Annotated in this window: 16 protein-coding genes; 4 read left to right on the forward strand and 12 right to left on the reverse strand. The window is 60.7% G+C overall.

The features are described 5' to 3' along the window. Positions 1-162: 162 nt before the first annotated feature. The 5 genes from V5E97_RS16270 to V5E97_RS16290 form a co-directional block, all read right to left on the reverse strand. The gene (locus tag V5E97_RS16270) at positions 163-1185 is read right to left on the reverse strand and encodes a DUF933 domain-containing protein (protein WP_406700350.1); all 1023 of its coding nucleotides are present in this window, start codon (positions 1183-1185) and stop codon (positions 163-165) included. 105 nt (positions 1186-1290) lie between these two features. After that, positions 1291-1653, reverse strand: a complete 363-nt coding sequence (locus tag V5E97_RS16275) for a DUF4129 domain-containing protein (RefSeq protein WP_406700351.1) — start codon at positions 1651-1653, stop codon at positions 1291-1293. After that, on the reverse strand, positions 1653-3590 hold the full coding sequence (locus V5E97_RS16280) for a transglutaminase TgpA family protein (RefSeq protein WP_406700352.1): 1938 nt from the start codon (positions 3588-3590) through the stop codon (positions 1653-1655). The genes V5E97_RS16275 and V5E97_RS16280 overlap by 1 nt, the downstream gene beginning before the upstream one ends. Beyond that, positions 3587-4945: a DUF58 domain-containing protein gene (locus V5E97_RS16285; protein WP_406700353.1), complete on the reverse strand. Its 1359-nt coding sequence runs from the start codon at positions 4943-4945 to the stop codon at positions 3587-3589. The genes V5E97_RS16280 and V5E97_RS16285 overlap by 4 nt, the downstream gene beginning before the upstream one ends. A gap of 117 nt (positions 4946-5062) precedes the next feature. Next, positions 5063-6040 carry an AAA family ATPase gene (locus V5E97_RS16290; RefSeq protein ID WP_406700354.1) on the reverse strand — a complete coding sequence of 326 codons (978 nt, stop codon included), beginning with the start codon at positions 6038-6040 and terminating at the stop codon, positions 5063-5065. Between the two features lie 306 nt (positions 6041-6346). On the opposite strand from V5E97_RS16290, the gene V5E97_RS16295 reads away from it, so the two are divergent. From V5E97_RS16295 to V5E97_RS16310, 4 genes are all read left to right on the forward strand, one after another. Beyond that, entirely contained in the window at positions 6347-7630 is a 1284-nt protein-coding gene (locus tag V5E97_RS16295) for a glycosyltransferase family 4 protein (protein ID WP_406700355.1), read from the forward strand. Beyond that, positions 7608-9005, forward strand: coding sequence for a hypothetical protein (locus V5E97_RS16300; RefSeq protein WP_406700356.1), 1398 nt, complete (start codon positions 7608-7610; stop codon positions 9003-9005). The genes V5E97_RS16295 and V5E97_RS16300 overlap by 23 nt, the downstream gene beginning before the upstream one ends. A gap of 55 nt (positions 9006-9060) precedes the next feature. After that, positions 9061-11571: a glycosyltransferase family 4 protein gene (locus V5E97_RS16305; RefSeq protein WP_406700357.1), complete on the forward strand. Its 2511-nt coding sequence runs from the start codon at positions 9061-9063 to the stop codon at positions 11569-11571. Positions 11572-11703: 132 nt separating this feature from the next. Then, a complete protein-coding gene (locus V5E97_RS16310) occupies positions 11704-12669 on the forward strand; it encodes a glycosyltransferase family 2 protein (protein WP_406700358.1) in 966 nt (321 codons plus the stop codon). Here V5E97_RS16310 and V5E97_RS16315 read toward each other — a convergent pair. The 7 genes from V5E97_RS16315 to V5E97_RS16345 form a co-directional block, all read right to left on the reverse strand. Next, positions 12642-13748: a glycosyltransferase family 4 protein gene (locus V5E97_RS16315; protein ID WP_406700359.1), complete on the reverse strand. Its 1107-nt coding sequence runs from the start codon at positions 13746-13748 to the stop codon at positions 12642-12644. The two genes, V5E97_RS16310 and V5E97_RS16315, sit on opposite strands and share 28 nt — an antisense overlap. A gap of 251 nt (positions 13749-13999) precedes the next feature. Next, complete coding sequence (locus V5E97_RS16320) at positions 14000-14824, reverse strand: FkbM family methyltransferase (protein ID WP_406700360.1); 825 nt, start codon at positions 14822-14824, stop codon at positions 14000-14002. An 87-nt stretch (positions 14825-14911) separates the two neighbouring features. Further along, positions 14912-16363 carry an alkaline phosphatase family protein gene (locus tag V5E97_RS16325; RefSeq protein ID WP_406700361.1) on the reverse strand — a complete coding sequence of 484 codons (1452 nt, stop codon included), beginning with the start codon at positions 16361-16363 and terminating at the stop codon, positions 14912-14914. 358 nt (positions 16364-16721) lie between these two features. Further along, the gene (gmd, locus tag V5E97_RS16330) at positions 16722-17738 is read right to left on the reverse strand and encodes a GDP-mannose 4,6-dehydratase (RefSeq protein WP_406700362.1); all 1017 of its coding nucleotides are present in this window, start codon (positions 17736-17738) and stop codon (positions 16722-16724) included. A gap of 79 nt (positions 17739-17817) precedes the next feature. After that, on the reverse strand, positions 17818-18492 hold the full coding sequence (locus tag V5E97_RS16335; protein WP_406700363.1) for an EpsI family protein: 675 nt from the start codon (positions 18490-18492) through the stop codon (positions 17818-17820). A 72-nt stretch (positions 18493-18564) separates the two neighbouring features. After that, positions 18565-19530: an exosortase/archaeosortase family protein gene (locus V5E97_RS16340; protein ID WP_406700364.1), complete on the reverse strand. Its 966-nt coding sequence runs from the start codon at positions 19528-19530 to the stop codon at positions 18565-18567. A 73-nt stretch (positions 19531-19603) separates the two neighbouring features. Further along, on the reverse strand, positions 19604-22675 hold the full coding sequence (locus V5E97_RS16345; protein WP_406700365.1) for a hypothetical protein: 3072 nt from the start codon (positions 22673-22675) through the stop codon (positions 19604-19606). Positions 22676-22706 lie beyond the last annotated feature (31 nt).

A 22706-nucleotide genomic window follows, 5' to 3' on the forward strand; every position in this document is an offset into this window, starting at 1 on the left:
AAACTCGTCGCGTCACGTCCCCGATAGGCCCTTGCGTTCGAGGCCGGTTACGATACCTCGTTCCAGGACGAACAACAACAGACCGATTCTGATTTTCCTCCCCCGGATAAGTCACCTGAGAATCCGCTTCTCTGACCGGTTCGGTCCGGTCTCAGGCCGATTTTATAGACCGCTCCGGAAAAAGACGACGTCTCCATCCTTGATGACGTACTCCTTGCCCTCGAGTCGTTGCAAGTTCTTTGCCTTGACTTCTTTCATACTTCCAAGCCGAGCCAGGTCGTCAAACGCAGTCACCTCGGCTCGAATGAAACCCTTGGCAAGGTCGGTGTGAATCTTGCCCGCGGCATCGACCGCGGATCCACCGCGTTCGAGGTTCCAACCACGGACCTCGGGTTCGCCGGCCGTGAAGAAGGTGATGATTCCGACCGCGTCGTAGGCTTTGCGGATGATTCGATTGCGACCGAACTCAGTGATCCCCATGTCATTCATGAAGACCGAGCATTCCTCGGGATCGAGTTGGGAAAGCTCGAGTTCGAGCTTGGCATCGAGGCAAAGCGCGTCCGGGGCCAACGCCAACAGTGAGGCGGGGAGTTCCTCTCCTTGGGGCGCGTTCAAGAGCACCACTTGGGGCTTGTCGGTCAGCAGGCCAAACGACCGCATTGGCTTCTTTTCTTCCTCGGTCAAACCGAGGGTCGAGATCGGTTCACCCGCTTCGAGAGTCGCGTAGATTCGCTTGATCAACTCGAGCTCCTTGAGCTGGGCATCGCGGTCCGCCCTCGGTTTTTTGGAACTCGCTGTGAGTCGATCGATTCGATTGGAGATCACGCTGAGGTCGGCGAAGAGGATTTCGTCACGGAATCCGGCCAGATCGGCGGCGGGGTTCGCTCCGGCGAAGGAACTCAAAACGATGAGCAGGGCGTCCCCCTCGCGAATCAAGGCCAGGCGCTGGGGGTTGTCGCCATGGGAGCCGGGGATCAACCCCGGCGTGTCGAGCATCTCGACGGTAGCCGGGGTGACTTTCTTTGGTTTGTGGAGCTCAGTCAGGAAGTCGAGACGTGGATCCCCTAGTGTGGCGACGCCAACCTGGCCGGCGTGAACCTTCCCAGGGTCGGGCGTCGCTCCGGTCAGGAGTTGAAAGAGTGTGCTCTTGCCGCTTCCCGAGAAACCGACCAGTCCGACTCGCATAGTCCGGCGTTCCTCTCGTCGTGGTCCCTCGCCCTCTCGATTTGGCCGTCAACGAAAAAAAAGGCGGGGGCTCGTTCCCATGGGATCGCAGCTCATGACTCCGGCTTACGCGTCCTTCGAGCGAAGGCTTGCTTCTAATGCGTCCAGCCGGGCTTCGAGGCTCGTCAGTACGTCTGGAGAGAGCGTCAAGTGGCCGAAGCGAACCCGGTAGAAGGCGTCCACGACCAGGCGTGGGACATCGGCGACCGATTCGGTCTTCAGCCCACCGCCGGTCAGGAAGACCGTGGCTCGTCGTGCAAATTCGTGCTGAGTTTCCGCCGGCGGACGTTCCAGGCCGTAGTCGGTCAGGAGTTGGGTGAGGCGGCGGTAGAAGACCACGCCTGCTGAAAGCGATGCAGGATCCTGATCGGTGCCACGGTACCAGCGGAGGATCCGGCCTATCACCCAGAGGCAGGCACGCGTCAACATCACGAGGAGAAAAGGGCGGTGAAGGAAACAAAGAACCCGCGCACGCTGATAAACTGCCCCACATTTTTAAAGTGGAGCAGGTTGGTAATGAGAGGTCGAATGGACTGACCCATCATCGCAAAGCCGTTTCTTGCCTCAGTGACGAGTTGCCTGATCGGCTCGTAGATCAGGCGCTGTTGCCGATCTGCGTTGTATCCGACGACGAAGAACACCCAGATATATCGAACGAAATCAGTGAACTGACGGAAGTTCGAACTGAATCCACCCACCCGATTCACCGATTCCCGCCGCTCGTTGGCGGGCGTCGGATCAAGTGTCAGCCAGTTCGGGGGCGAAGGGGCGGGAGATTCGAGATAGGCTTCCACCCAACTGTGCGCGTGCTTCTGCCGGACGTTCAAGACCTGCGCCAGATCGTTCCAGTCGCCCCCCTTGAATCCGTTGACCAGGCGGGCCGGAATATCAACCGAACGCAACAGCAAGGCGAGGGCGCTCGCATAATATTCGCAGTGTCCCTCCTGGCGGTTGATCAGAAAATCGAGAACTGGGTCGATTTTGCGATCCACCACGTTCATGCGCAGCGTATAGCTGAATTTGCCCGAGATTCGTAAATAGTCGTCCAAGGCCCGCGCCTGGGCTTCACGGTCATCGCTGGGAATGTTTTCGATCAGGGGAAGGGCGATCTTCCGGAGCGGGGCGAGGAGGTCGGGAGGGACAGCAAGAAGGGATTCACGCTGATGCGATCTCAGCCTTTCCTCGCCGGGTTGAGGAGCCGTCGAGTCGGCGTCGGAAATGACAACGTAGTCGAAGCCGCCCGGCCTGAGTGAATCACGCATGAACGTGCCGTCATTCGAGTTGAATTCCGGACCGTGGCGTGATCCTCCTTTAATATCGATGATCGGTCGCAGTCCGAAAAGGACGGGAGAGTCGGTCGCCTCGAGCTTGATCGACTGCTGAATCGTACGGGGCCGATCGAGGCTCGGTGGGAGTGTCGAGTACCCCTTTTCTTCTCGAAACCAGCGTCCTTCCTCATACCTTGACAGTGTAACGCCGCGCCAGAGCAATTCGTCTTTCGGTTTGATTCGCTGTTGATCCTGATTGAAGAGCTCGATGCTCATCACCACGCTGTCGTTCTCGAGGATCTCGCCTAGTTGACCGAGTTGAACTTCTTCGTCGAAACCGGTGAGGTGGCCGGCCACGGGATCGGACCCTCGTGACATCCGTGCCGCCGTTCCTCGTCTGGGCATCGCGAGAAAGATCACCCCGCCCAGGGCGAGTGTTAACGCGGTCACCCGGATCCCAGAGAGTACAAACGGGAGGTCGAGCAAGCCTGGATACGCTTCCTCCGAAGCCGAGCCGGTTGTCGCTGTGAGCACCGGTTCCGCATTGGAATTCGACCGAGCTGAATCGCGATGCTCGGGGAGCAACGAGGCTGAGAACACCGGGCTCGCAATCGAACGATACCGAAGCGAGTCGCGATGCAACGAGAAGAGGGTCAGGACCCAGAGGGTGAGGAACGCCCAGGAGAACATCAGCAGGCCGACTCGATCACTCTGGCTGATGAAGACGCCGACGAGCACCTGGGTCAGGCCGAGAAGGACGAGAAACCAGTCGTCCTCGGGCGTCTTGGGCAGGAACATCTTGATCAGCTGGAGGTAGACGAGGAAATGGGCGAGCACCCGCAAAAGCGAGTCGGGATCGATCAGGTATTCGAAAAGAACCAGGCCGATCGAGACCAACGCCAGGCCATTGGCCGCGGGGCGCGGTAGGCCGAGCGAAGGATTGCGGTCGACGGTCATCACCGCGATAAATCCGCTGATGGCAACCGCAATTGGGAAAAGTATGCTGAAATTATTGTCGGTGACATCGACGCTCATCGTCAACGTCGCCAATGTCAGCATAAGATAAAAGCTGGTGCGATAGAGGGTTGTGAAGATCATTCCGAGGAGCCCCCACTAATCGACTCGATCCCATCCTGGTTGCTGTCCTGAGCCTCCTGAGTCGGCGAGACCCTTGGACCCGAGGCGCCTGATTTCGAAGAATTCGGGGGGAGGTCATCAGGAAATTGGATGAACTCGGCGAGTTCGTCGTTCGATGCGTCGAGCAGAACGACCCGGCCCATTAACCCTCGCGCAGAGGCTCCCGAAAGTCGCTCAGACCGTTCGGCTTCCTCGAGCAGATTCACTGGGCGGGTGGATACGACCACGAGCACGGCCTCTCGGAGCGTCGCCGGGGGCAGGGCATCGAAGAGTGTGGAGAGCGTTCCTTCGGACGAGGGGCGCATGACGGCAAGTTGTTCGAGTAACTCATGGAGCAGCTTGACCGACGCGGGCCCTTGTTGGACTCCGGGAGTGGGGCCGGTCCAGCCGAGCAGGAGCCTTCGCCCCGGGTGACGACATGTCTCGAGACAGATCGTTGCGGCGAACTGGATCATCTTCTCCAGCGACTCGCGCTGTTCGGGCATGACCTTGGTCCGGGGAAGCCAAGGGTCAAGGAGAATCGCCAGGTCCTGCTCGTTCTGCTGCTCGAATTCCTTGACCATCGGCTGCCCGAGCCGTGCCGAGGTACGCCAGTGGATCCACCTTGGGCTATCGCCGGGACGATAGTCGCGGAGTCCGTGATATTCTTGTTGCTGCGCCGAGCGATCGTGCCGCAGCCCCCGATGGGTCTCTGACGCCTGCCGCTGCAGAAATTGCCAGCGTCTCGTCAACTGGCCGACCTTCGGATAGACGGTCAGTTGGGCCGGTTCCAGCGTGGTCACCCGGCGCTCGATCAATCCGAAGGGAGACCGGGTGACCAGGTCGAGCATCCGGAATCGGTACTTCCCGCGCTTCGGACTCGGCCCTTGCCAGCGAAGTCGCGCCCGGCTCATACCGGGGACCCGTGCGAAGAAAACGCGAGGTGTGACGCTGCTCGAGCCCGAAACGATTCGATCCAAGGGAGTGAGATCGTCCTCGACGGCGAGCGCCAGGGCCGCCATCCAACGTCGCGAATTCTCGAGCGAGTAGTCGAGCGTCAACGGCTCGCCCGAGAAGACGTAAGAGGGGATTCGCCTCGTGACGCGCAACTTTCGGAGCATCGCAGCGCTGGCGAAGATCGAGGCAACGAGCGGTCCCGCGGCCAAACCGGCCACGAGCAGGATCAGGTTAATCTGCTGGTTCAGGCCCGTTCCCAGGAGCCCAAGCCAGACGAGGATGTAAAGGATCCCTTCCCGCGTCCACAGAAGTCTCTGAGTCGGCCACAGGCTGACAAGGACCCAGCGAGCGGACCGAGTGAGGAAGCCACGCGACTCCATGGAGACCACTTTCCTTCCGCGGTCAGTCCATATTCATGGACGATGATGGAAATCCCGCTTCGGTTCCGGTGCGGAACGATCTGATGGAAGGCGCAAAGCTGCACCTACCGGGATCGCTCAAGAGGGAACGCGGAGACGATCCACAAGATCACGGATGATGGCCTCGGCGGCCCCAAACTCACCAGCCTGGAGGAACGACTTACCCACCACGCGGTGCGCCAGCACGGGAACGGCCAGTGATTTCACGTCGTCGGGCACGACGTAATCGCGGCCCGATACGAACGCGAGGCTCTGGGCGGCTCGATACAAGGTCAGTGCCCCTCGGGTGCTGACACCAACGTGAAGGTCCTCTCCCTTGCGAGTTGCGTGAACGATATCCAGCAGGTATTCGGCGATTGCGTCGTCGACCCGGACGTTTCGCACCGCGCGTTGGAGTTGGAGGACGTCTTCCGCCATGAGGACGGGGCGGAGCGTCTCGACCGGCTCCCCAGACCGATGGGTCGAAAGCACTCGCCGCTCCTCGGAGCGAACAGGATAGCCCATCCGGAGCCGGATCATGAATCGATCGAGCTGGCTCTCCGGGAGGACGTAGGTTCCCTCGAACTCATAAGGATTCTGGGTGGCCAGCACGATGAAGGGAGGTTCGAGGGTATACGTTTTTCCCTCGACCGAGACCTGAGTATCGCTCATTGCCTCGAGCAGCGCACTCTGGGTCCTTGGGGTTGTGCGGTTGATCTCGTCAGCGAGGATCACGTTGGCGAAGATCGGCCCCTGCTTAAAAACAAACTCGCCCGAGGCTGCGTTGTAAACGCTCGACCCGATAATGTCCGAAGGGAGCAGGTCGGGGGTAAATTGGACGCGGCGGAACGAGCAGTCGATGCTGGCGGCAAGTGCCCGCGCGAGGAGCGTTTTGCCCACGCCGGGAACATCTTCGATCAGGACGTGCCCCTCAGCCAGTAGCGCAACGACCGCGAGTTTGATGATTTCAGGCTTACCCAAGACAACCGTTGCAACGTTCTCTAAGAGCCGGTTTAAGAGCGACATCAACTCGTCGAGGTCAGGCGAGGCCATCTCGGAAGTCTGCGGTGAATTCATACGCTTTCCTTCGATCCAGCGGATGTCCGAATCCAGGCCCCGGACTTGGTGACGCCTCGCAATAGTATAAACGAGCCACACCCTCGATTCCAACGTCGCGGTAACCCCCGCCTCAAGGATTCAACCTCCACTCTCGGTTGAGGACTTGAGTGGAGAGAAACCGCGAGCGACCGCGGGACGCTCGCGATCCCAATCCTCCCCAGAGTGATGATTCGACCCTTGACGCTGACGATCCTGTCGATTTACGATGATTGGCGATGGGATGTCATCCATCAATTTGCTTCACGGATGAGCGCATTCTTCGCGATGACGACTCCACGCACGGATCGAATTCTTGTCGCTTGCCCCGACGCCAGGCCACCTGCCTATCAGGCTGTGATCGGACTGGCACAAGCGGATCTCCTCCATAGCTTTCACACGGCCTACTACTACCGTGGAGGGGGCCGGATTGGTTCGCTGGCGAGTCGCGTCGCGCCGGAACGCTTTGCTCGGTTGCAACGGACGCTTGCCCGCCGCTTTGATCCGGAGATCCCGGGCGCACAGGTTCGTGCTTCGTGGGGATATGACGTCGCGCTCAGGCTCGAGGGGCAACTTGCAAGACGAGGCCATCGAGCACGAAGCGGAGTCGCGCGATGGCGGACGGAGCGATTTGACCGCAAGTTGGCACGTACGCTCCGAGGGCAACGCCCCGATGCGGCCCTCATCTTCAGTGACGTGGGCTCGCATTACACCTTGCCCCGCTGTCGCGAACTGGGGATCCGTACCATCCTGAGCATGGTCCACGGCGATGTCCGCGAGGAACAGCAAGTTCTCGAACGTGAGTCCGAATCCTCGCCCGACTTCTTCAGGATCTATCTTGGCGACGGGTCACTCGATCTTGAGGCACTGGCCTGGCTCCACGATCGTCGGCTTCGTGACATCGAGCTGGCCGATCGCATTCTCGTTCCCTCTGACCATATTGCCGAGACCTTGATTCGGTACGGAACGTCGCCTGACAAGGTCACGGTGATCCCGTACGCGGCCGATACACGCCACTTTCGACCCGACCCGGCAAAGCGGCATAATGAATCATGCACCTTTTTATTTGCCGGGGGGATTACGCAGCGGAAAGGGATCAAGTATCTCCTGGAAGCGTGGCGGCGAATTCGGCGACCAGGATGGAGACTGCAACTTCTCGGTGGATTGCCCAGTGATCCCGGGCCACTCGTCGACTACCTTGATGAGGTGGAACTGCTCGGACGAGTCTCCCACTCCGAGATGCCCGCGCGCATGGCGGCGGCTGACGTCTTCGTCTTCCCCTCGCTCTTTGAGGGGTCGGCCGTGGTGACTTACGAGGCGCTCGCTTGCGGGCTTGCCTGTGTGGTCACACCTGACGCCGGGTCCGTGGTGCGAGACGGCATCGAGGGGCTCCTCGTACCGCCCGGGAACATCGAACGCCTGGCCGAGGCCATGGAGCAACTGGGGCAGGATCCTGAGCGCCGAGCGTGCATGTCGGTCGCCGCGCGAACCCGGGCTGAGTCGTTCGACTGGCCCCGCTACCATTTAGCCGTCGCCGGGGCGGCCCGGCATGCGATCGACTATCCTGGATAATAGCAACCCCAGGAAGGGGATCAGCGTGGAAGTTTATCCGGCCTACGGCACCGCAATGGTCATCATCGCGGTTTTCCTCGCGCACTTCTTGTCGGGGAAGTTCGACCCGTTTGAACCGATCTGGATGTTTCTTGTTGGATACGTCCAGATTTATGTGTTTCAGGCGATCAACTACCACGATTGGGCCGTGCAAGCGCGGGGCACCCAGATGGTCATGACGGCCAATGTCAGGGCGCTTTGGGCCCTGGTCTGGTTCATGGTCGTCTATCACTGTGGGATCACCAAGCTGTTCGCCAGACGCTTGCCGAATCCGCCCATGAAGTGGTCTCCCGGCATCGTCTGTCTCATGAGCCCTTTCCTCATCCTCTGGGGCTGCATCGGCGCTGGGCTCTTGCTCCGCGGCGGCGCCATCGGGGGAGAGGTCACGCCCGAAGGAGCTCTGCTGGCCTCATTCCCTTTCGTCATGCTCGTGGGGGCCGTCCTGCTGATTGTGACCGGCCGATCAGGTGAAAAGAATCGCCCTGTTTTTACCGCCTTAGGGTTGGCGATCGGCGTGTTCTATATCATGATTTGGATGTTTAATGGAAAACGATCTCACTCGTTGATGGGTGTACTGACGACCGTATGCGCGTATTACATCACGCGACTGCGACGCCCATCCTGGCCGGTTCTGATCACGACGGCCTTCGCGGGTGCGCTGTCGGTTTCGATTGCCATTGGTTGGAGATTTGAACGACAACGCGGTCGGGATGGCGCGGAATTCTTCACGTTCTTGAGTGAATTCGATATGGGCACCATCCTGAGGAACATGAATATCGAGGGGGACGAGGATACGGGGCGGGCGATTTCCCATGAGACGGAAGAGTACGGTGGCTTTCTCGTGATCCTGACGGCCGTGCCATCCATGTCCGAGTACGACTATGGTGCCTCGTATCTCCGGACCTTCTCGACCTTTATCCCGCGGATCATCTGGCCGAGCAAGCCATACTACGGGCGCGAACAATGGATCAACGCCTGGATTGCCGGGTCTGAGTTCAAGCGAGACTCGAAGTTCACCGGACCGGCGATCGGGATTCACGGGGCGACCCAACTCAACGGTGGCGCGGTGGGAACGGCGATCGTGTTTGCCTGCGTGGCCCTCTTTTTGCGAACGAGCTATGACTATTTTCGCTTGTATGCCCACGTCCCGTGGGTTCAGGCGTGGTGGGCCGTCTTCTTCTTCAACGCGTGGTTCATGGTCGTTACTGACGACCCCATGGTCTGGTTCTATTACAATTGGGGCTTCACATCGATGCCCTTCCTCGTCTTGCTCTGGTTTGTGAACAAGGCGGGGCGAGCGCCTGGCGACGTCCCGGTCGCGGCGTATGCTGCCTGAAGCGATCTCCCGACACCGTGACGAATCCGGCGGGAACGAGAGGGAACTCGCACCAATGTCAACGACACTCGCTATCTCGTTCACTAATTTTGGGCCGTACCACTTGGCCAGGCTCAGAGCCCTAGCCCACGCGCTTGGCGCTGGTGGGGGACGGCTGATCGCTTATGAGATTGCCGGGACCGAGAGGTTGTATCCGTGGGTGCGCGAGCAGGGGAAGGAACTCTTTGAATGGGTTACCCTCTTTCCGAACCGAACTCTGGAAACCCTTTCGAGGTCGGCATGCTCGAAGGCGATGCGTGAAGCCCTCCAGCGGGACCGGCCCGACGTCGTGGCGGCCGTCGGCTACTCCCGGCCCGAGTCCATGGCGATTTTGCGCTGGGCGGGCCGCGAAAGACGGCCGGCGATCTTGATGTCGGAAAGCCAGGCGGTCGACCATCCTCGCGTTTGGTGGAAAGAGGCGGTCAAGCGAACCCGAGTGCGACGATTCTCCAGCGCCCTGGTCGGCGGCCCTCCCCATCGCAACTATCTCGTCGATCTCGGGATGCCGCGCGAACGGATCGTCATGGGCTACAACGCCGTGGATAACGACCGGTATGCGCAACAGGCCGAACGCGCCCGCCAAAGCGTAGAGGGGTGTCAGGGAATGCCCCGGTCACCCTACTTTCTGGCCGTGAACCGGTTTGCCTCGGAAAAGAATCTCGTGCGCTTGGTTCGCGCCTATGCTCGCTATCGGATCTCCGTGCCCAAAGAAGGGGCGTGGGACCTGGTACTTTGCGGCGACGGTCCCGACGCTTCCGAGGTCGACGAAGCGGTTGCCTCTTGCGGATTTGCCGACTCGATCCACCGCCCCGGTTTCCTCCAGGCTGACGAACTTTCACGTTGGTATGCGTTTGCCTCGGCATTCGTTCATCCGAGTATGATGGAACCGTGGGGCCTGGTTGTCAACGAGGCCGCGGCGTGCGGGCTGCCCCTCTTGATCTCAGAGCGTGCGGGGTGTGGCGAGACGCTCGTCCCCGACGTTCCCGACACCACCGGACGGCGCTTCGATCCGCGTGACGTCGAGGCAATGAGTCGCTGCCTCGCCTGGATGGCCGCGCTGAGCGCGGCCGAGCGGCAGGCGATGGGGCGTCGAGCCAGCGAGGTCGTCGCGGAGTGGGGGCCGGAGCGGTTCGCCCAAGGGACGCTCGAGGCCATTGAACTTGCCATGCAGGCCCAGAATCGGAGGCGGGTTTCGTCCCGGAAACTCCGAGCCGTGGGTTGTTATCCAACTGAAACGCCGTGGTCGATCGTCACGGAGGAAGTGGTGGGCGACGCCCGCCGTTCACGTCCTGAATCGAGGCCCAAGATGAGCCATTCGTTCTCCTCCACCCTGGCCAATACCCCCAAGCCCGGGACCGCTTCCTCGAACCGAAAGTTTCGGGAAGGCTGGCTGCACATATGCAATGGGCTCGACCCGATCCGTGACGGCGGGATGGTGCCAAGCATTCTTGGTATGACCGGAGCGCTGGCTGGAATCGGCGGGCCGGTCAATATCGTCACCCCGACCCCATCCCGGCTCGGTGACACGATCATTCCGCCGAACGTTCGTCTTCAGGGGCCGGAAACCGAGCTCGAGGCGGTGGTTCGCACGGCGGAAGTGATTCACATGCACGGCCTCTGGCAAGCGCAAACCCGTCGAGGTGCGCGACTGGCATGGCGGGCGGACGTCCCTTACCTGATCGCCGCTCATGGAATGGCCGAGCCCTGGGCCATGCGTCAAAAGGCGTGGAAGAAAAAGATCTACACGGCTTTGGTCGAGGGCAAAAACCTCCGTCGCGCAGCCTGTCTTCACGCGTTGTCGCGACCGGAGATCGGCCATCTCCGCACTCTGGCGCCTCGCACTCCGATTTGCTATATCCCCAACGGAGTCGATCCGGCCCCACTCGAAAACCTGCCCGATCGCTCCAGTCTGGAGGCAGAATTCCCTGAGCTGAAGGACAAGTTCGTTCTTCTCTTCTACAGCCGGATTCACGTCAAGAAGGGACTCGACCTCCTCGCTCAAGCGTTCGCCCGAATTCAACGCGAACATCCGCAGGTCCATCTCCTCCTGGCAGGGAATGACGATGGTGCGCTGGGGCCGTTCTTGAACCGAATCAACGACGACGGTCTCACCTCGCGCGTGACGTGGGTCGGCCATGTCTCGGGTGAACGTGCCCGACGAGTCTGGGGGGCGGCCGACGCGTTCATCCTGCCCAGCTACAGTGAAGGCTTCAGTATGGCGATCCTCGAAGCCCTCGTCTGTCGCTTGCCAGTGCTCATCACGACGGCCTGTCATTTTTCCGAGTTGGCTGACTTCGAGGGAGGAATCGTCGTCGAGCCGGTCATCGACGAGGTCACGCGTGGTCTCCGTGACCTGCTGGAACGCTCCCCCGACCAACGCGCGGCGCTGGGGGCGGCCGGTCGCGCCTTGGTTGAGCAGAAGTACACGTGGGAGCAACAAGGGCAACGCCTGGCCGACGTCTATCGCTGGATGAGCGGGGGCGGAAATCCGCCTGAGGCCGTGCTTGGTCCCGACCAGGAGCCTTGAGCCGTCGTCTCTCTGCCCGAGTTCGCCCTTTGGTTCGACTCATCTTTTTGATCCGCGAATGACCGACGACTCGTCGGTGTTCGCGGCCACCCTTGACGAAGTACGGGCGTTGCGACCGCCCTGGAGCCGATCATGTCCCTGCTCGAATCCACAGACTCGATGTCCGATGCCGGTCGCGCGACGTCGGACGTCACGACGAGTGCTCCGTCCGGCAAGGTCAAAGTGAGCGTGCTTGTTCCGGTGAAGAATGAAGCCGAGAACCTGAAACGCTGCCTGCCCGCGCTGGCGTGGGCCGACGAAATCTTCATCGTGGACAGCCAGAGCACCGATGAAACCGCGGCCGTCGCGGCGGAACATGGCGCTCGCGTCGTTCAGTTTCATTTCAACGGGACCTATCCCAAGAAGAAGAACTGGTCGCTGGAAAACCTGCCCTTCCGCAATGAGTGGGTCCTCATTGTGGACGCGGATGAGGTGGTGATCCCCCCATTGGCCGACGAGATCGCCAGGCGCACCGCGGGCGACGAGGCCGATGGGTTCTACCTCAACATGAAGTACTACTTCCTCGGCCGTCGGATCCGCCACTGCGGTTACTCCGAGGCGTGGAACCTGCGCCTCTTCAAACATCGCCTGGGACGCTACGAAAAGATGCCCGTCCGGCCAGGCGCTCAGACTGGTGACAACGAGGCCCACGAGCACGTCGAATTGAGCGGAAACCGAAAACCGCTACGACTCGTCCACGAACTCGACCACTATGCTTATCCGACGATCTTCGCCTGGGTCGAGAAGCACAATCGATACGCGCGCTGGGAAGCGGAAATGTATGAGCGGTTCCTCAACGAGCCCATTCCCGCGTCGATCGGCACCGGGAAACGACTCAAACGCTTACTGAAGAAGGTCTATCTCCGGCTCCCGATGCGCCCGCTCATTCGCTTCGTCTACTCGTACGTGATTCGCCTTGGTTTTCTTGACGGTAAGCCCGGACTCGTCTTCTGCACCCTCTTGTCGTTCTACGATTTCCTGGCCTGGGCGAATGTCTACGAGCGCCGGGTTTTAGCTCGAAGCGAAGAGAATCAACGGATCGGGATGGAGGCGGGCTGAGCAAATTCGTTCAGCGCCAGGACTGATTGATAGATGCACTCCAAATCCCGAGCCTCATCATCGGGCTGGAAGTCCCGAAGGACGACCTCCCGTCCTCGCTGACCGATCCGTCGTGAACGCTCAGGATCGTTCAGGAGGTCGATGATCGTCTCCGCCAGGGCGGTGGAATTGTCCGGCGGGACGAACAGGCCCGACACGTCCGGGTCGATCAGAGCTCGAAGCCCAACGACTTCAGAGGCGATCGAGGGGACCCCCGCGGCCATTGCTCTCGCCAATGACAGGCCAACGGTGGGGACGAGTGAGGTGAGACAGAAGATGTCGAGCACGCTCCAGAATCGAAATCCTTCGAGCGATTGGCTCGCGAACGTGACCCGGTCGGCGATTCGAAGTCGGTCCGCTCGACGGCGAAGGTCGACCTCGTCCTCTCCCTTTCCCGCGATCACAAACTCGGCATCGATTCCCGCGTCGAGGACCCGACGCGCCGCGTTCAAAAACGTGGCGAAGCCCGAAGCGGAGACCAAGGGGCCGGCCGTACCAATCACAGGCACGGGAGTCAGGCGCTTGGTCGCCGGAGGAGCGACCGGCTCGGGAGCCGTGATCCCGGGACAGGCCACGGACAGCAAGGAGGCAGGAACTCCAAAATTCACCTCGAGATCGTCAGCGAGCTCCTGGTTGACCGCCACCAGTTTTCGACACCAGCGACGACTCAGCCGCAAACGATCGCGAGGACCGAGGAATTCGTCGACCGTCTGGATGTAGGGAATTCCCCAGTGCTCGGCGATCGCCAACCCTGCGCTGCTCATCGTCGAGTGGAGGATATGGAGTAACTCGGGCCGGCGGGTGGGGTCGCCGAGCCGGAGCCGTCTGACGGCCAGCGCGAGTTGCCAGCGGTGGCCAAGGCGCGGGCATTCGATGAACCGCTCGTCGGCTGAGGTCCCTTCTCCGGCCGACACATAGAGAAGGTTCGCCGAGACACCGAACCGGGTCAGCCGGTCCAGGAAGGACCGCATCGAATCGATGTCGCCTTGCGCGTCCAGCCGACCAGCGAGCAGGAGCAGTGATCGCGCGGGTTCGCCCATTGCTCGGCTCCTCGACGAGGGGTTGGCTCTGCCATCATGCGACGACCGAGCCGCAACCTATCACAACGCCGAATCGGGGGGCAGGCGAATTCCTGAGAAGCGTTCGCACCAGGCCTAAAAAAAGGGGAAGGGCGAGGGAGACCTCCTCAATCTGGGGATTCATGGAAGGTCAGGTCGGCTTGTTGCACGCTCCCAACCTCCCATGATACCCACTTTGCGTCATTCAGAGCTTTGTCCACTCGAGGACTCGGTCATCCCTCTCGCGGACCAGTCGATGACGAATGGACTCCGATCGCCGCTTTGATCTTTCGGGCTCGCTCCCCTTGTTCCTGCTCCTCAGGGATCGCCACGACCATGAACGGTCGATCTTCCGGCCCGACACTCTGGCTCGTCTCCAGGTCCCACATTCGGTAATTTTCGCGACTGAGAAGGCTGATGACCTCGGAGCCACCGAGTCCCGACAGCTCGGAGACGATGATCGGTCGCGCGGTCCGAAGGATCCGTGTCGCCCCCTCGAGCGCCTTGATTTCATCCCCCTCGATATCAATCTTCACAAAAGCAGGCGTAATCTGGTAGACCTCGCAGAGTGAATCCAGGGTTTCGACCCGAGTTTCGACCACCTGGACTTTGCCGGTTCCCACCGCGATCTCGCTCGCAGTCGGCTCGGCCCCAAGTCGGCCGGTTGCGCCCGTGGCGGCATCGATGCTGAATTCCGCAATCCCCGGTGTCGAGCCGACAGCACACTCGCAAATTGTGACGTTGCGGCAGCCGTTCGATTCCAGGTTCGCACGCAACAATCTGCGGTTCTCGACTTCAGGTTCGACAGCCAGGACGCGCCCGCCATCACCGACCCATCGCGAGAGCAGGGTGCTGAAGAAACCGATGTTCGCTCCGACGTCGAGGACCTGATCCCCCTCGCCAATCGCCGCTCGGATCGCGCGGACGGTCGAGGGCTCGAATCGCGCCAGGCCCTGCGACCAGAACATCACGTGTCGTCGGAGATTGACCTTGAGCGTGACCCCCGGTTCGACGTGAGAAAGCCGAATCGTCGTCCTCGGAAGAATTCGGCGCGCCATTCGTGCCACTGCACGTTTTCCGTTCGCTTGAACATCTTTCCATGTGTTCATTTTTTTGTCCCTTTCTTGGGTCTCAACGGTGTAAGTTCAAAGCGGCTTCGTCTGGCTCAAGTCAAGGCTTGATTCGTGGGGTGCAATCGGCTGGAGCACGCGTCCTTGGAGATCCGCGGGGAGGTCGAGACCGAACAACCGGAGGATGGTTGGTGTGACGTCCATCAACTGCATGTCGTCGATCGGCCCGGCGGGGCTGATTCCGGGACCGGCCGCGATCAAGAGGCCGTCCTGAGCGTGGTTGGCATCGTCGGGGCCGGTGTCGTTCTCAAAAGTATGGATCTGTCCGGTTCCGACGGTTCCGACCGATCGCCAGCGTAGGTTGCCGAAATAAACGAAGAGGTCAGGCGGACTGGCGCCTCGAATCGTTCGATAAAGATTCTCTGGCTTGAGCACTCGTGTCCCGATCGGTTTACCGTCGGGGTCGCCGAGCGCTTCGAGTTCGGACACGAGGCGATCTCGCGTCTTTTCGTAATCCTCGGGAGCCACCAGGCCTTGAGGCTCGCGACCTTTGACGTTCAGGAAGAGCCGACCGTAGTAGCCTCCGGAGCCCCAGGCCGTGGTTCGCGGCCAGTCGACCTTCAGGGTTTCGAGGCGTGAAGGCGTGGTGGGCGGCTCGTGGAGTACGAGGTAGCCCTGTTGAATCAACCATTCGTTGAGGGCAATCCCACCGTCCATACACTGGGCGCCATGGTCGGAGACAACGATGACGTGGGTATCCTTGGGCAACACCTCGAGGAGTTCGCCCACCTTCTGATCGACGTGAACGTAGTAGTCGAGGATGACTGACTCGAACGGATTGCCCGGTTCGTATCGGTGATGGTTCGGATCCATGTATTGCCAGAAGGCGTGGTGGACCCGGTCCGTTCCCATCTCGACCATCATGAAGAAGTCCCATGGCTTCGTCGTCAGCAGGTGACGTGCCAGGGCGAACCGCTTATCAGTCATCCGGACCAGGGAGTCGCGGATCTTGCCTTTATCGGGGGTCCGAAAGTCGCTAACGTCGAACTCGTAGGGATGGACCTCGGGAAGTAACGCGATCTCTTCTTTGAGGTCAGGCGGGTAGGTGTAGTTCGACGCGATCGAGGGCGTCAGAAAATCCGTGACCATCAGCCCATTGATCGGCCGAGGCGGATAGGTCTGGGGGACGCCGATCAAGATCACGCGCTTGCCGGCTTCGCCGAGGAAGTCCCAGAGCAGCGGTTCATGCACAGCGAGGGCCGTGGCCGTGGTCATCTTCTCGTAAGAGCGATCGGCGCGGTTCCGAAACCCGTAATAGCCGAGGGTTCCTGGATCCTTGCTCGACATCATCGACATCCAGGCGGGCACGGTGATCGGAGGATCGCAACTCCTCAGCTTGCCCCAGACTCCCTTGTCACGGAGTTTTGAAAGGTTGGGGAGACGGTCGGCAAACCGTTCAAACAGCAGGCTTGGCTCAGCGCAGTCGAGTCCGATGACCACAACTTTGGTCGAACGTTCCCGTGTCATGGTGGACTCCTCCTAAGTTCGACCATTGATGTCCAGGCAGTGGATTACGGCTTTCCTTGGTTTCCTGAGGGGCAACCGCGGCTCGGCAACGGCCGCAGGGTGCCAGAGGGTGTGAGTAGAAGGCCGGGTTTTGGCTCACGAGTTGAGGACAACCCGTGGCACCCAGGGCTAACGCACAATTCCAAGGAAGACGAGATCCGATGGCTTAACTTGAGTGGGCACTGCGCCAGTGCCTGAACCGCCCCGGTTGCGAGAAAAATAAAAAGGAAGAGCGGGCCAATCCTACCGAGAAACGCAGCGAATCACGGTCGAGACCCCGGTCGCAGCCCGTTTGTGCGACCGGGAATGAGCCGCTTGGTCAGGGGGCCGAGTATCCCATCGCATACTTCTCGCGACGCGCGAGTTCCAGGTCGTGCTCGACCATCATCTTGACGAGCCCTGGAAAGTCCACTTCCGCTTCCCAGCCCAGTCGTTCGCGGGCCTTACTCGCATCGCCCAGCAGGACGTCGACTTCAGAGGGGCGGGTGTATCGGGTGTCGAACTCGACGAAATCGTGGTAGTCGAGATCAAGTTGTGAGAAGGTCAACTCGAGGAACTCGCGCACCGAGTGTGTTTCGCCCGTTGCCACCACGTAGTCATCCGGCGTCTCTTGCTGAAGCATCAGCCACATGGCCCGAACGTAGTCGCCGGCAAATCCCCAGTCGCGCTTCGCGTCGAGGTTTCCCATGACGAGCTTCTGCTGCAAACCTTCCTTGATCCGAGTGGCCCCGAGGGTGATCTTTCGGGTGACGAACGATTCACCGCGCCTCGGGCTCTCATGGTTGAACAGGATGCCCGAGCACGCGAACAGGTTGTACGCTTCTCGGTAGTTCACGGTCTGCCAGTGGCCATAGAGCTTAGCGCAGGCGTAAGGGCTCCGCGGGTGAAACGGAGTATTGGGACCTTGCGGAGGTGCGGCCGAGCCGTACATTTCGGAACTCGAGGCCTGGTAGAACCGCACCGGTTTCGAGAGGGCGAGGTGCCGGACCGCTTCCAGGAGTCGCAACGTGCCCAAGCCGACCACGTCCGCCGTGTAGAGCGGCTGGTCGAACGAGACACGTACGTGGCTCTGGGCCCCGAGGTTGTAGACCTCGTCGGGACGCAGTCGTTCCATCACCCCAGCGAGACTTGATGCGTCTGCCAGGTCGGCGTAATGGAGATGGAACCGCTCGCGGATCGAAGGTTCTGGACCGAACAGGTGGTCGATCCGCTGCCGATTGAGGCTGCTGGAACGGCGGACGAGGCCGTGCACCTCATATTCGGGTTTGCCCAGTAAAAACTCGGCAAGGTAGGAACCGTCCTGCCCCGTGATTCCAGTAATCAAGGCCCGTTTCATGATGCGAGCAACTCCTCAAAGACTGCGAGGGGGCGGGGCCTTGGAACGACCCTTCGGTATAAACCCATGGCAGCCATGCTCATGGGATGAAATATTCGGCCCGGTCTTCGGGTAGGATTGGCTCCAACTCCGACAGCAAAGCCGTGGCGAATCCTTTAAGAATCTTCCCGTCGGGATCGCTTTCGCCCGAACAGAACACTTCGACCGTCAGCCCAGAACCACGAGTGGTCCGGCCGTGACTGCTCCGACTCGTGATCGGGAGTCCTCGGACGTATCGCTCGAGCTTCCCTTCCCCGAAGATATAATACCAGAACCCGATTCCCATCACCAAATCACGTTGCGAGTAACCAAGCCGCATGATCGGCAACGATTTTCCGGGGCCGCTAGGAACCGAGATTTCATGGGAGACCGATTCGATCTTGGTCCAGCCGCCCGAGGGGAGACAAATCTCCGGCGAATGGCGAAGGTTGAGGCCCTCATCGGAATAGTTGATCCAGAGATCGAGACGCCGACCCGGGTAGTCTGGGCTTTCGTAAATCCGACTGAGATATTCGGTCGCCTGGGCCTCTTTCACAATCGCGGGATCAACCACCTTATCGCGTCCGACCCAGTTCCCGAGTTCGTAGGGTAACGTCGCCAACGAGCGGCGAAGGGGGGGGCGCTCAATTTTCGTATAAGACTCGAGACTCGCCTGCGCAGCGAGTCCGCAAGTCAGAATCAGGCCGCAAAGTAGAACGCGTCGCATCGGGGACATCGAAAATCCTCGCGGGCCAAGCCGGTTCCGTTGTTCGCATGGAGAGTTGCAAAGGTTGAGTGCAGGACCGACTCAGGAGACCGACTCTTCAGTGACGACGGGTGGCCGGGTCATGACACAGATCTGGTCGAGCACCCAGCAACCGCCTCGGAGCAGCGACAGGCCGAAACCCATCATGAGCAACCCTTCAAGGGTGTGGTAGGTTCCCGACGCGTATTGTTGATCCACGAAGTACATGATGTATCCCGTGAGGATCACGCGTGCCACGTTGGCGGTGAGCGCGATTGGAATCGCCGACGCGACCACCGCGAGACGATACCACCACGGGCGGGGCGCGAGATAGGCAACCGCCGCCGTCAGCGCGAGGAATCCTGTCAGTTGCCGCATTCCGCTACAGGCCTCGGCGACGAACATCTGAATGTCGCCAGGCAAGGTCATCATATTCCCTTCGCAGAGCACCGGAACACCGGTCGCATTCATAAATGCCGTGGCGAGTTGGCTGGCGAGCAACTGAAGTGGAGATGCGATTCGGGTATAGAGAGCGATCGGCAACGGGACCATGAAGATCAGGAAAAAGATGGCGAACCAGTATCGCTTCAGTGCGTCGGTTCCCGCCAGTAGAGCGCAAACGCCGGCCACCCCGATCAGGAGGGCCAGATCTCCCAGGAATGGGATCGGGATCAGCACCATGATCAATCGCCCGAAAAGCGAGAGACCCAGGAGCGAAATCCCAAGGAGCGTCCCACCTCGCAGTTTGACCGGACCGAGTAGGGAGGCTTGGTTGGCGAAGTAGAGGCTAATCAAGGGGACGAGAAACCCGTGGCTGTAGTTTTCGTCGGTCGACCAAGCATGAACGAAGTGCTTGAGATTCACTCCAAAGATCAGTCCCAGAAGTACGAGACAGAAGAGTCCCCCAAAAAGCCGCTTTCTTTGCTCGGGGTCGGCAAATGCCGTCGCGAGTGAGGAGCGAAGATCGACAGGCTTTGGAGTCATGTCTGGTGAATTCACACAGAACGATGCAAGGGGCGTCGTCGCCATGGTCGTAATCCTTGGGGCCGAATCCGTCCTTGGGAGAGACAGAGTGTCTGACTTTGATCGAACCTTAATTCTCTCAGCGTTGAGGACGGACCTTGTCGGTACGAGTCCCCGAAAACCTCATGAGGTCGACGGCACGCTGCGAGATCTCGTCGTTGGTGTTGTTGCCCCTGGCCAGTTCCAGGGCGATCAGCCGGCCCGAATCGTCATTAAGCCGCCGTTCGATCTCCGCCAAATTCATCCACCACGCGCGCTTGATCGCATCGATCGGCATCAATTCAAGCGCCTTCTGGTAACGCGTTTTTGCCTCGTTCCATTGGGACTTAAACGCAAAAGCCTCGGCCTGCGCGGCGAGGTGCAGGGAGGCCGATGACCCCTCCAGGCGCGGGGCATCGAGACGCGTCAGAATCAGGTCCAAGGCGACATCAGCATCCGCGCTTCCACGTTCGCGAAGCAATCGAGCCGCGGCCAAAGGGATCGGCGCGAACGAGGGGAGGGCGTCCTTCCATTCAGCGAACGTCCATGTCGTCTGTTCGGCCATGTCGCGGATCACCCGCCCCGTGATCGATTCTCCGGGCAGATGGTATCGAAGAATCTGTGTGTCTTCATCAAATGCCGGAGTCCCGACGTGCGACAGATCAGCGCGCGCGGCCATCTCGAGTGCGCGGCGGTAGACCTTGATCGCGACCTCTTTTTTCCCTAACAGAAGCCACTGATGCCCGTACCAAGTCAGGGCCTCGATGTCTCGGCTCATACCGAGGCTAGGGATGAGAGCCGAACCGCGATCACCGGGAGGCGCTTGGCGAGCCAACGCGAATCGCACTTGAGCCTGGATCGGAGACGCCTGGGATGCGGCGGTGAGCAGCCGATTGGCTTCGGCCGCATTGAGAGGTTCGTCGGTGGCCCGCCGATCGAAGTAAATCGACCAGAGCATGAGGTTCACGGCCGACGACCGCCACCACGAGCCCTGGGGAACGGGAACGCTCTCGGGAAGCGCTTTCACGCTAGTGCCTCCCCCTGCCAGCAGGCTGGCGACAGTCCCCGACCAGCGGGCATCGACGGACCAGATGCAGGAGAGCGCGACGCCGGCCACTCCAAAAATGAGCGCGGCGATCAGGGCAGGGGGCCATCCCAACCAGAGCGGAAATGTCCAGTGCGCGGGTTCCCGAGGTTCCGTCAGAATCGGTTGCACCAGGGTCGGCCGCACCATCGGGCGTGGTGCGGCCGCTCGATTCACACTTGCCTTGTGAGACGCGAGGATGTCCTGCACCGTGGGCCAGTCGCGACTCGAGGGAGGGGAGATCGCTTCCTTGGCCGTCGAGCCACCACCGACCTGTGCCGAACTTTCGAGAGGGACTGCACCGTCTCCCGAGGGGGAAACGGGCACTGAGGGTTGAGTCGCCTCGATCGTGGATTCGGAAACAAGGGTCCCTGGTGCTCTTGGCAGCTCAGCGACATCGTGAATGCTTGTTGCTGAGTCGAGGCTTGGCCGGTCGGGAATCACCTCGTCCGGAACGGTGAGACCCGCCTCGGGCACGAACACGAATCCGGGGGGTTCGATCGGCTCCCCCAAAGTCGCGGCCGCGGGAGGCGTAATCGCCTCGACATCTCCGTGAGCCTCGACATGAAGCTCAGTGGCAATATCCCCATCAACGATCGCTGCCGGCTCAGTCCAAATCACCGACGTTATGGGGGTGATCACGTCGGGAAGAATGACAGGATCGAGCTGTGACTCGAGGAGAACCGACTCGTCGATGACCGTTACGGGCTCAGTCCCAATCTCCGACGGCGGAGGAGGACCGACCTCGGCAGGCACGATGGGATCGGCGGGAGTCTCAAGGAGCGCCGACTCTTCGATGATCGTTGCCGGTTCGGTCAGAGCAACGATGGAGGGAACCGCGATTGCCTCTGCATCGGAGACGAGTTCTTCATCAGTCTCGGTGAGAACCGTCGTTTCGATACAGTCCGAGGCAGGTACCTGTACTTCGTCGTCGGTGACGAGTGGCTGAGCATCGATTCCTTCGAACGACTGGAACTCAGCATGGTGTTCGGCCGCGATTTCGATCAAGCCATCCGGCGCCGACTCGGCGGTCCTGGTTGGGTCAACCTCGGGCGAAGGCGACAGCCTGTCAACAACCTCGAAAGTCTCTTCGATTGGCTCAGCGAAAGGCGGGGCTGGCGGAGCTACTTGAAACGCTGAGGGGCGAGGAGATTCGGAGGTCCACAAACTCGGATCGACGGGCAAGTCCGTCGCGGGAGCGAGTTCGCTCCGGGGCTCGAGTGAAGGAAGATCGACTCGAGGCAGTCGAGGCGCGTGGTATGGCGGCGCACTGGGCGGCGAAATCTCGGCCAGCGGATTCGTCAGGATTGGAACCGGCGGAACGCTTGGCAGAACCTCGGCGATGGGGGGCCGTCGATCGGCGGGAGTGATTCCCCGCCGGGTCCTGTTCCGCAACTCAGCCGCGTCCAGGGACGCGCGGCGGAACGCCAATTCATCCGGTGGAGTGTTTGCAACGGGAGCAGGAGGGGGCGCTATCGGAGGGGGCGCGACTGGAGGTCGAGCGCGCACACGCTCGCCGGCCGCTCGCCAGCGATTTTCCCACCGCCGTTCCTCGGGGCTGACATCAGACCGTTTCGCACGCTTCTCGGCTCGATCTTTCCATCGCGACGCATGGTCATAACCCGGGGTTGACGTCGGGAGAGGCGGCGGTGCCGTGAATTCGAACAGATCGGTCGAATCGTCACGACCTCGCGGAGTCGCCACGGGAGGACGAACCTCCTCGCGGCCGACCGTCGAGGTCGATGGCGCTGGGGTTTTATAAGCTTGCCACTCAGGCGAAGCCACACCGGTCGGCCGCAGGGTGAGCCAGTGTTCTCCGACCCGGAATGGGACATCGAAGGGCAACGGGCAGGCCGCCTCCACGGACCGGCCATCGATCCAGACGAATCCGGCGGCCCGAGAGGGGACGAGCTGCCAGATGCCCCCTCGGCGTCGGAGACGGCATTCTTCGTCGGCCAGGTCGGGTTCGGTCAGACGGACTTCGCAATAGGATGCGCGGCCGATCCGCACCGAGGAGCCGGGGAGTTCGACGACCCGGATCGGATCCGAGTCTCGAGCCTGGATATGTAGACAGGCAGTTTCCGGCATCGTGGGATCAACTCCTCCTTGAAGCACGTCG

The organism is Singulisphaera photorubra (assembly GCF_045290345.1).
Lineage (GTDB): Bacteria > Planctomycetota > Planctomycetia > Isosphaerales > Isosphaeraceae > Singulisphaera.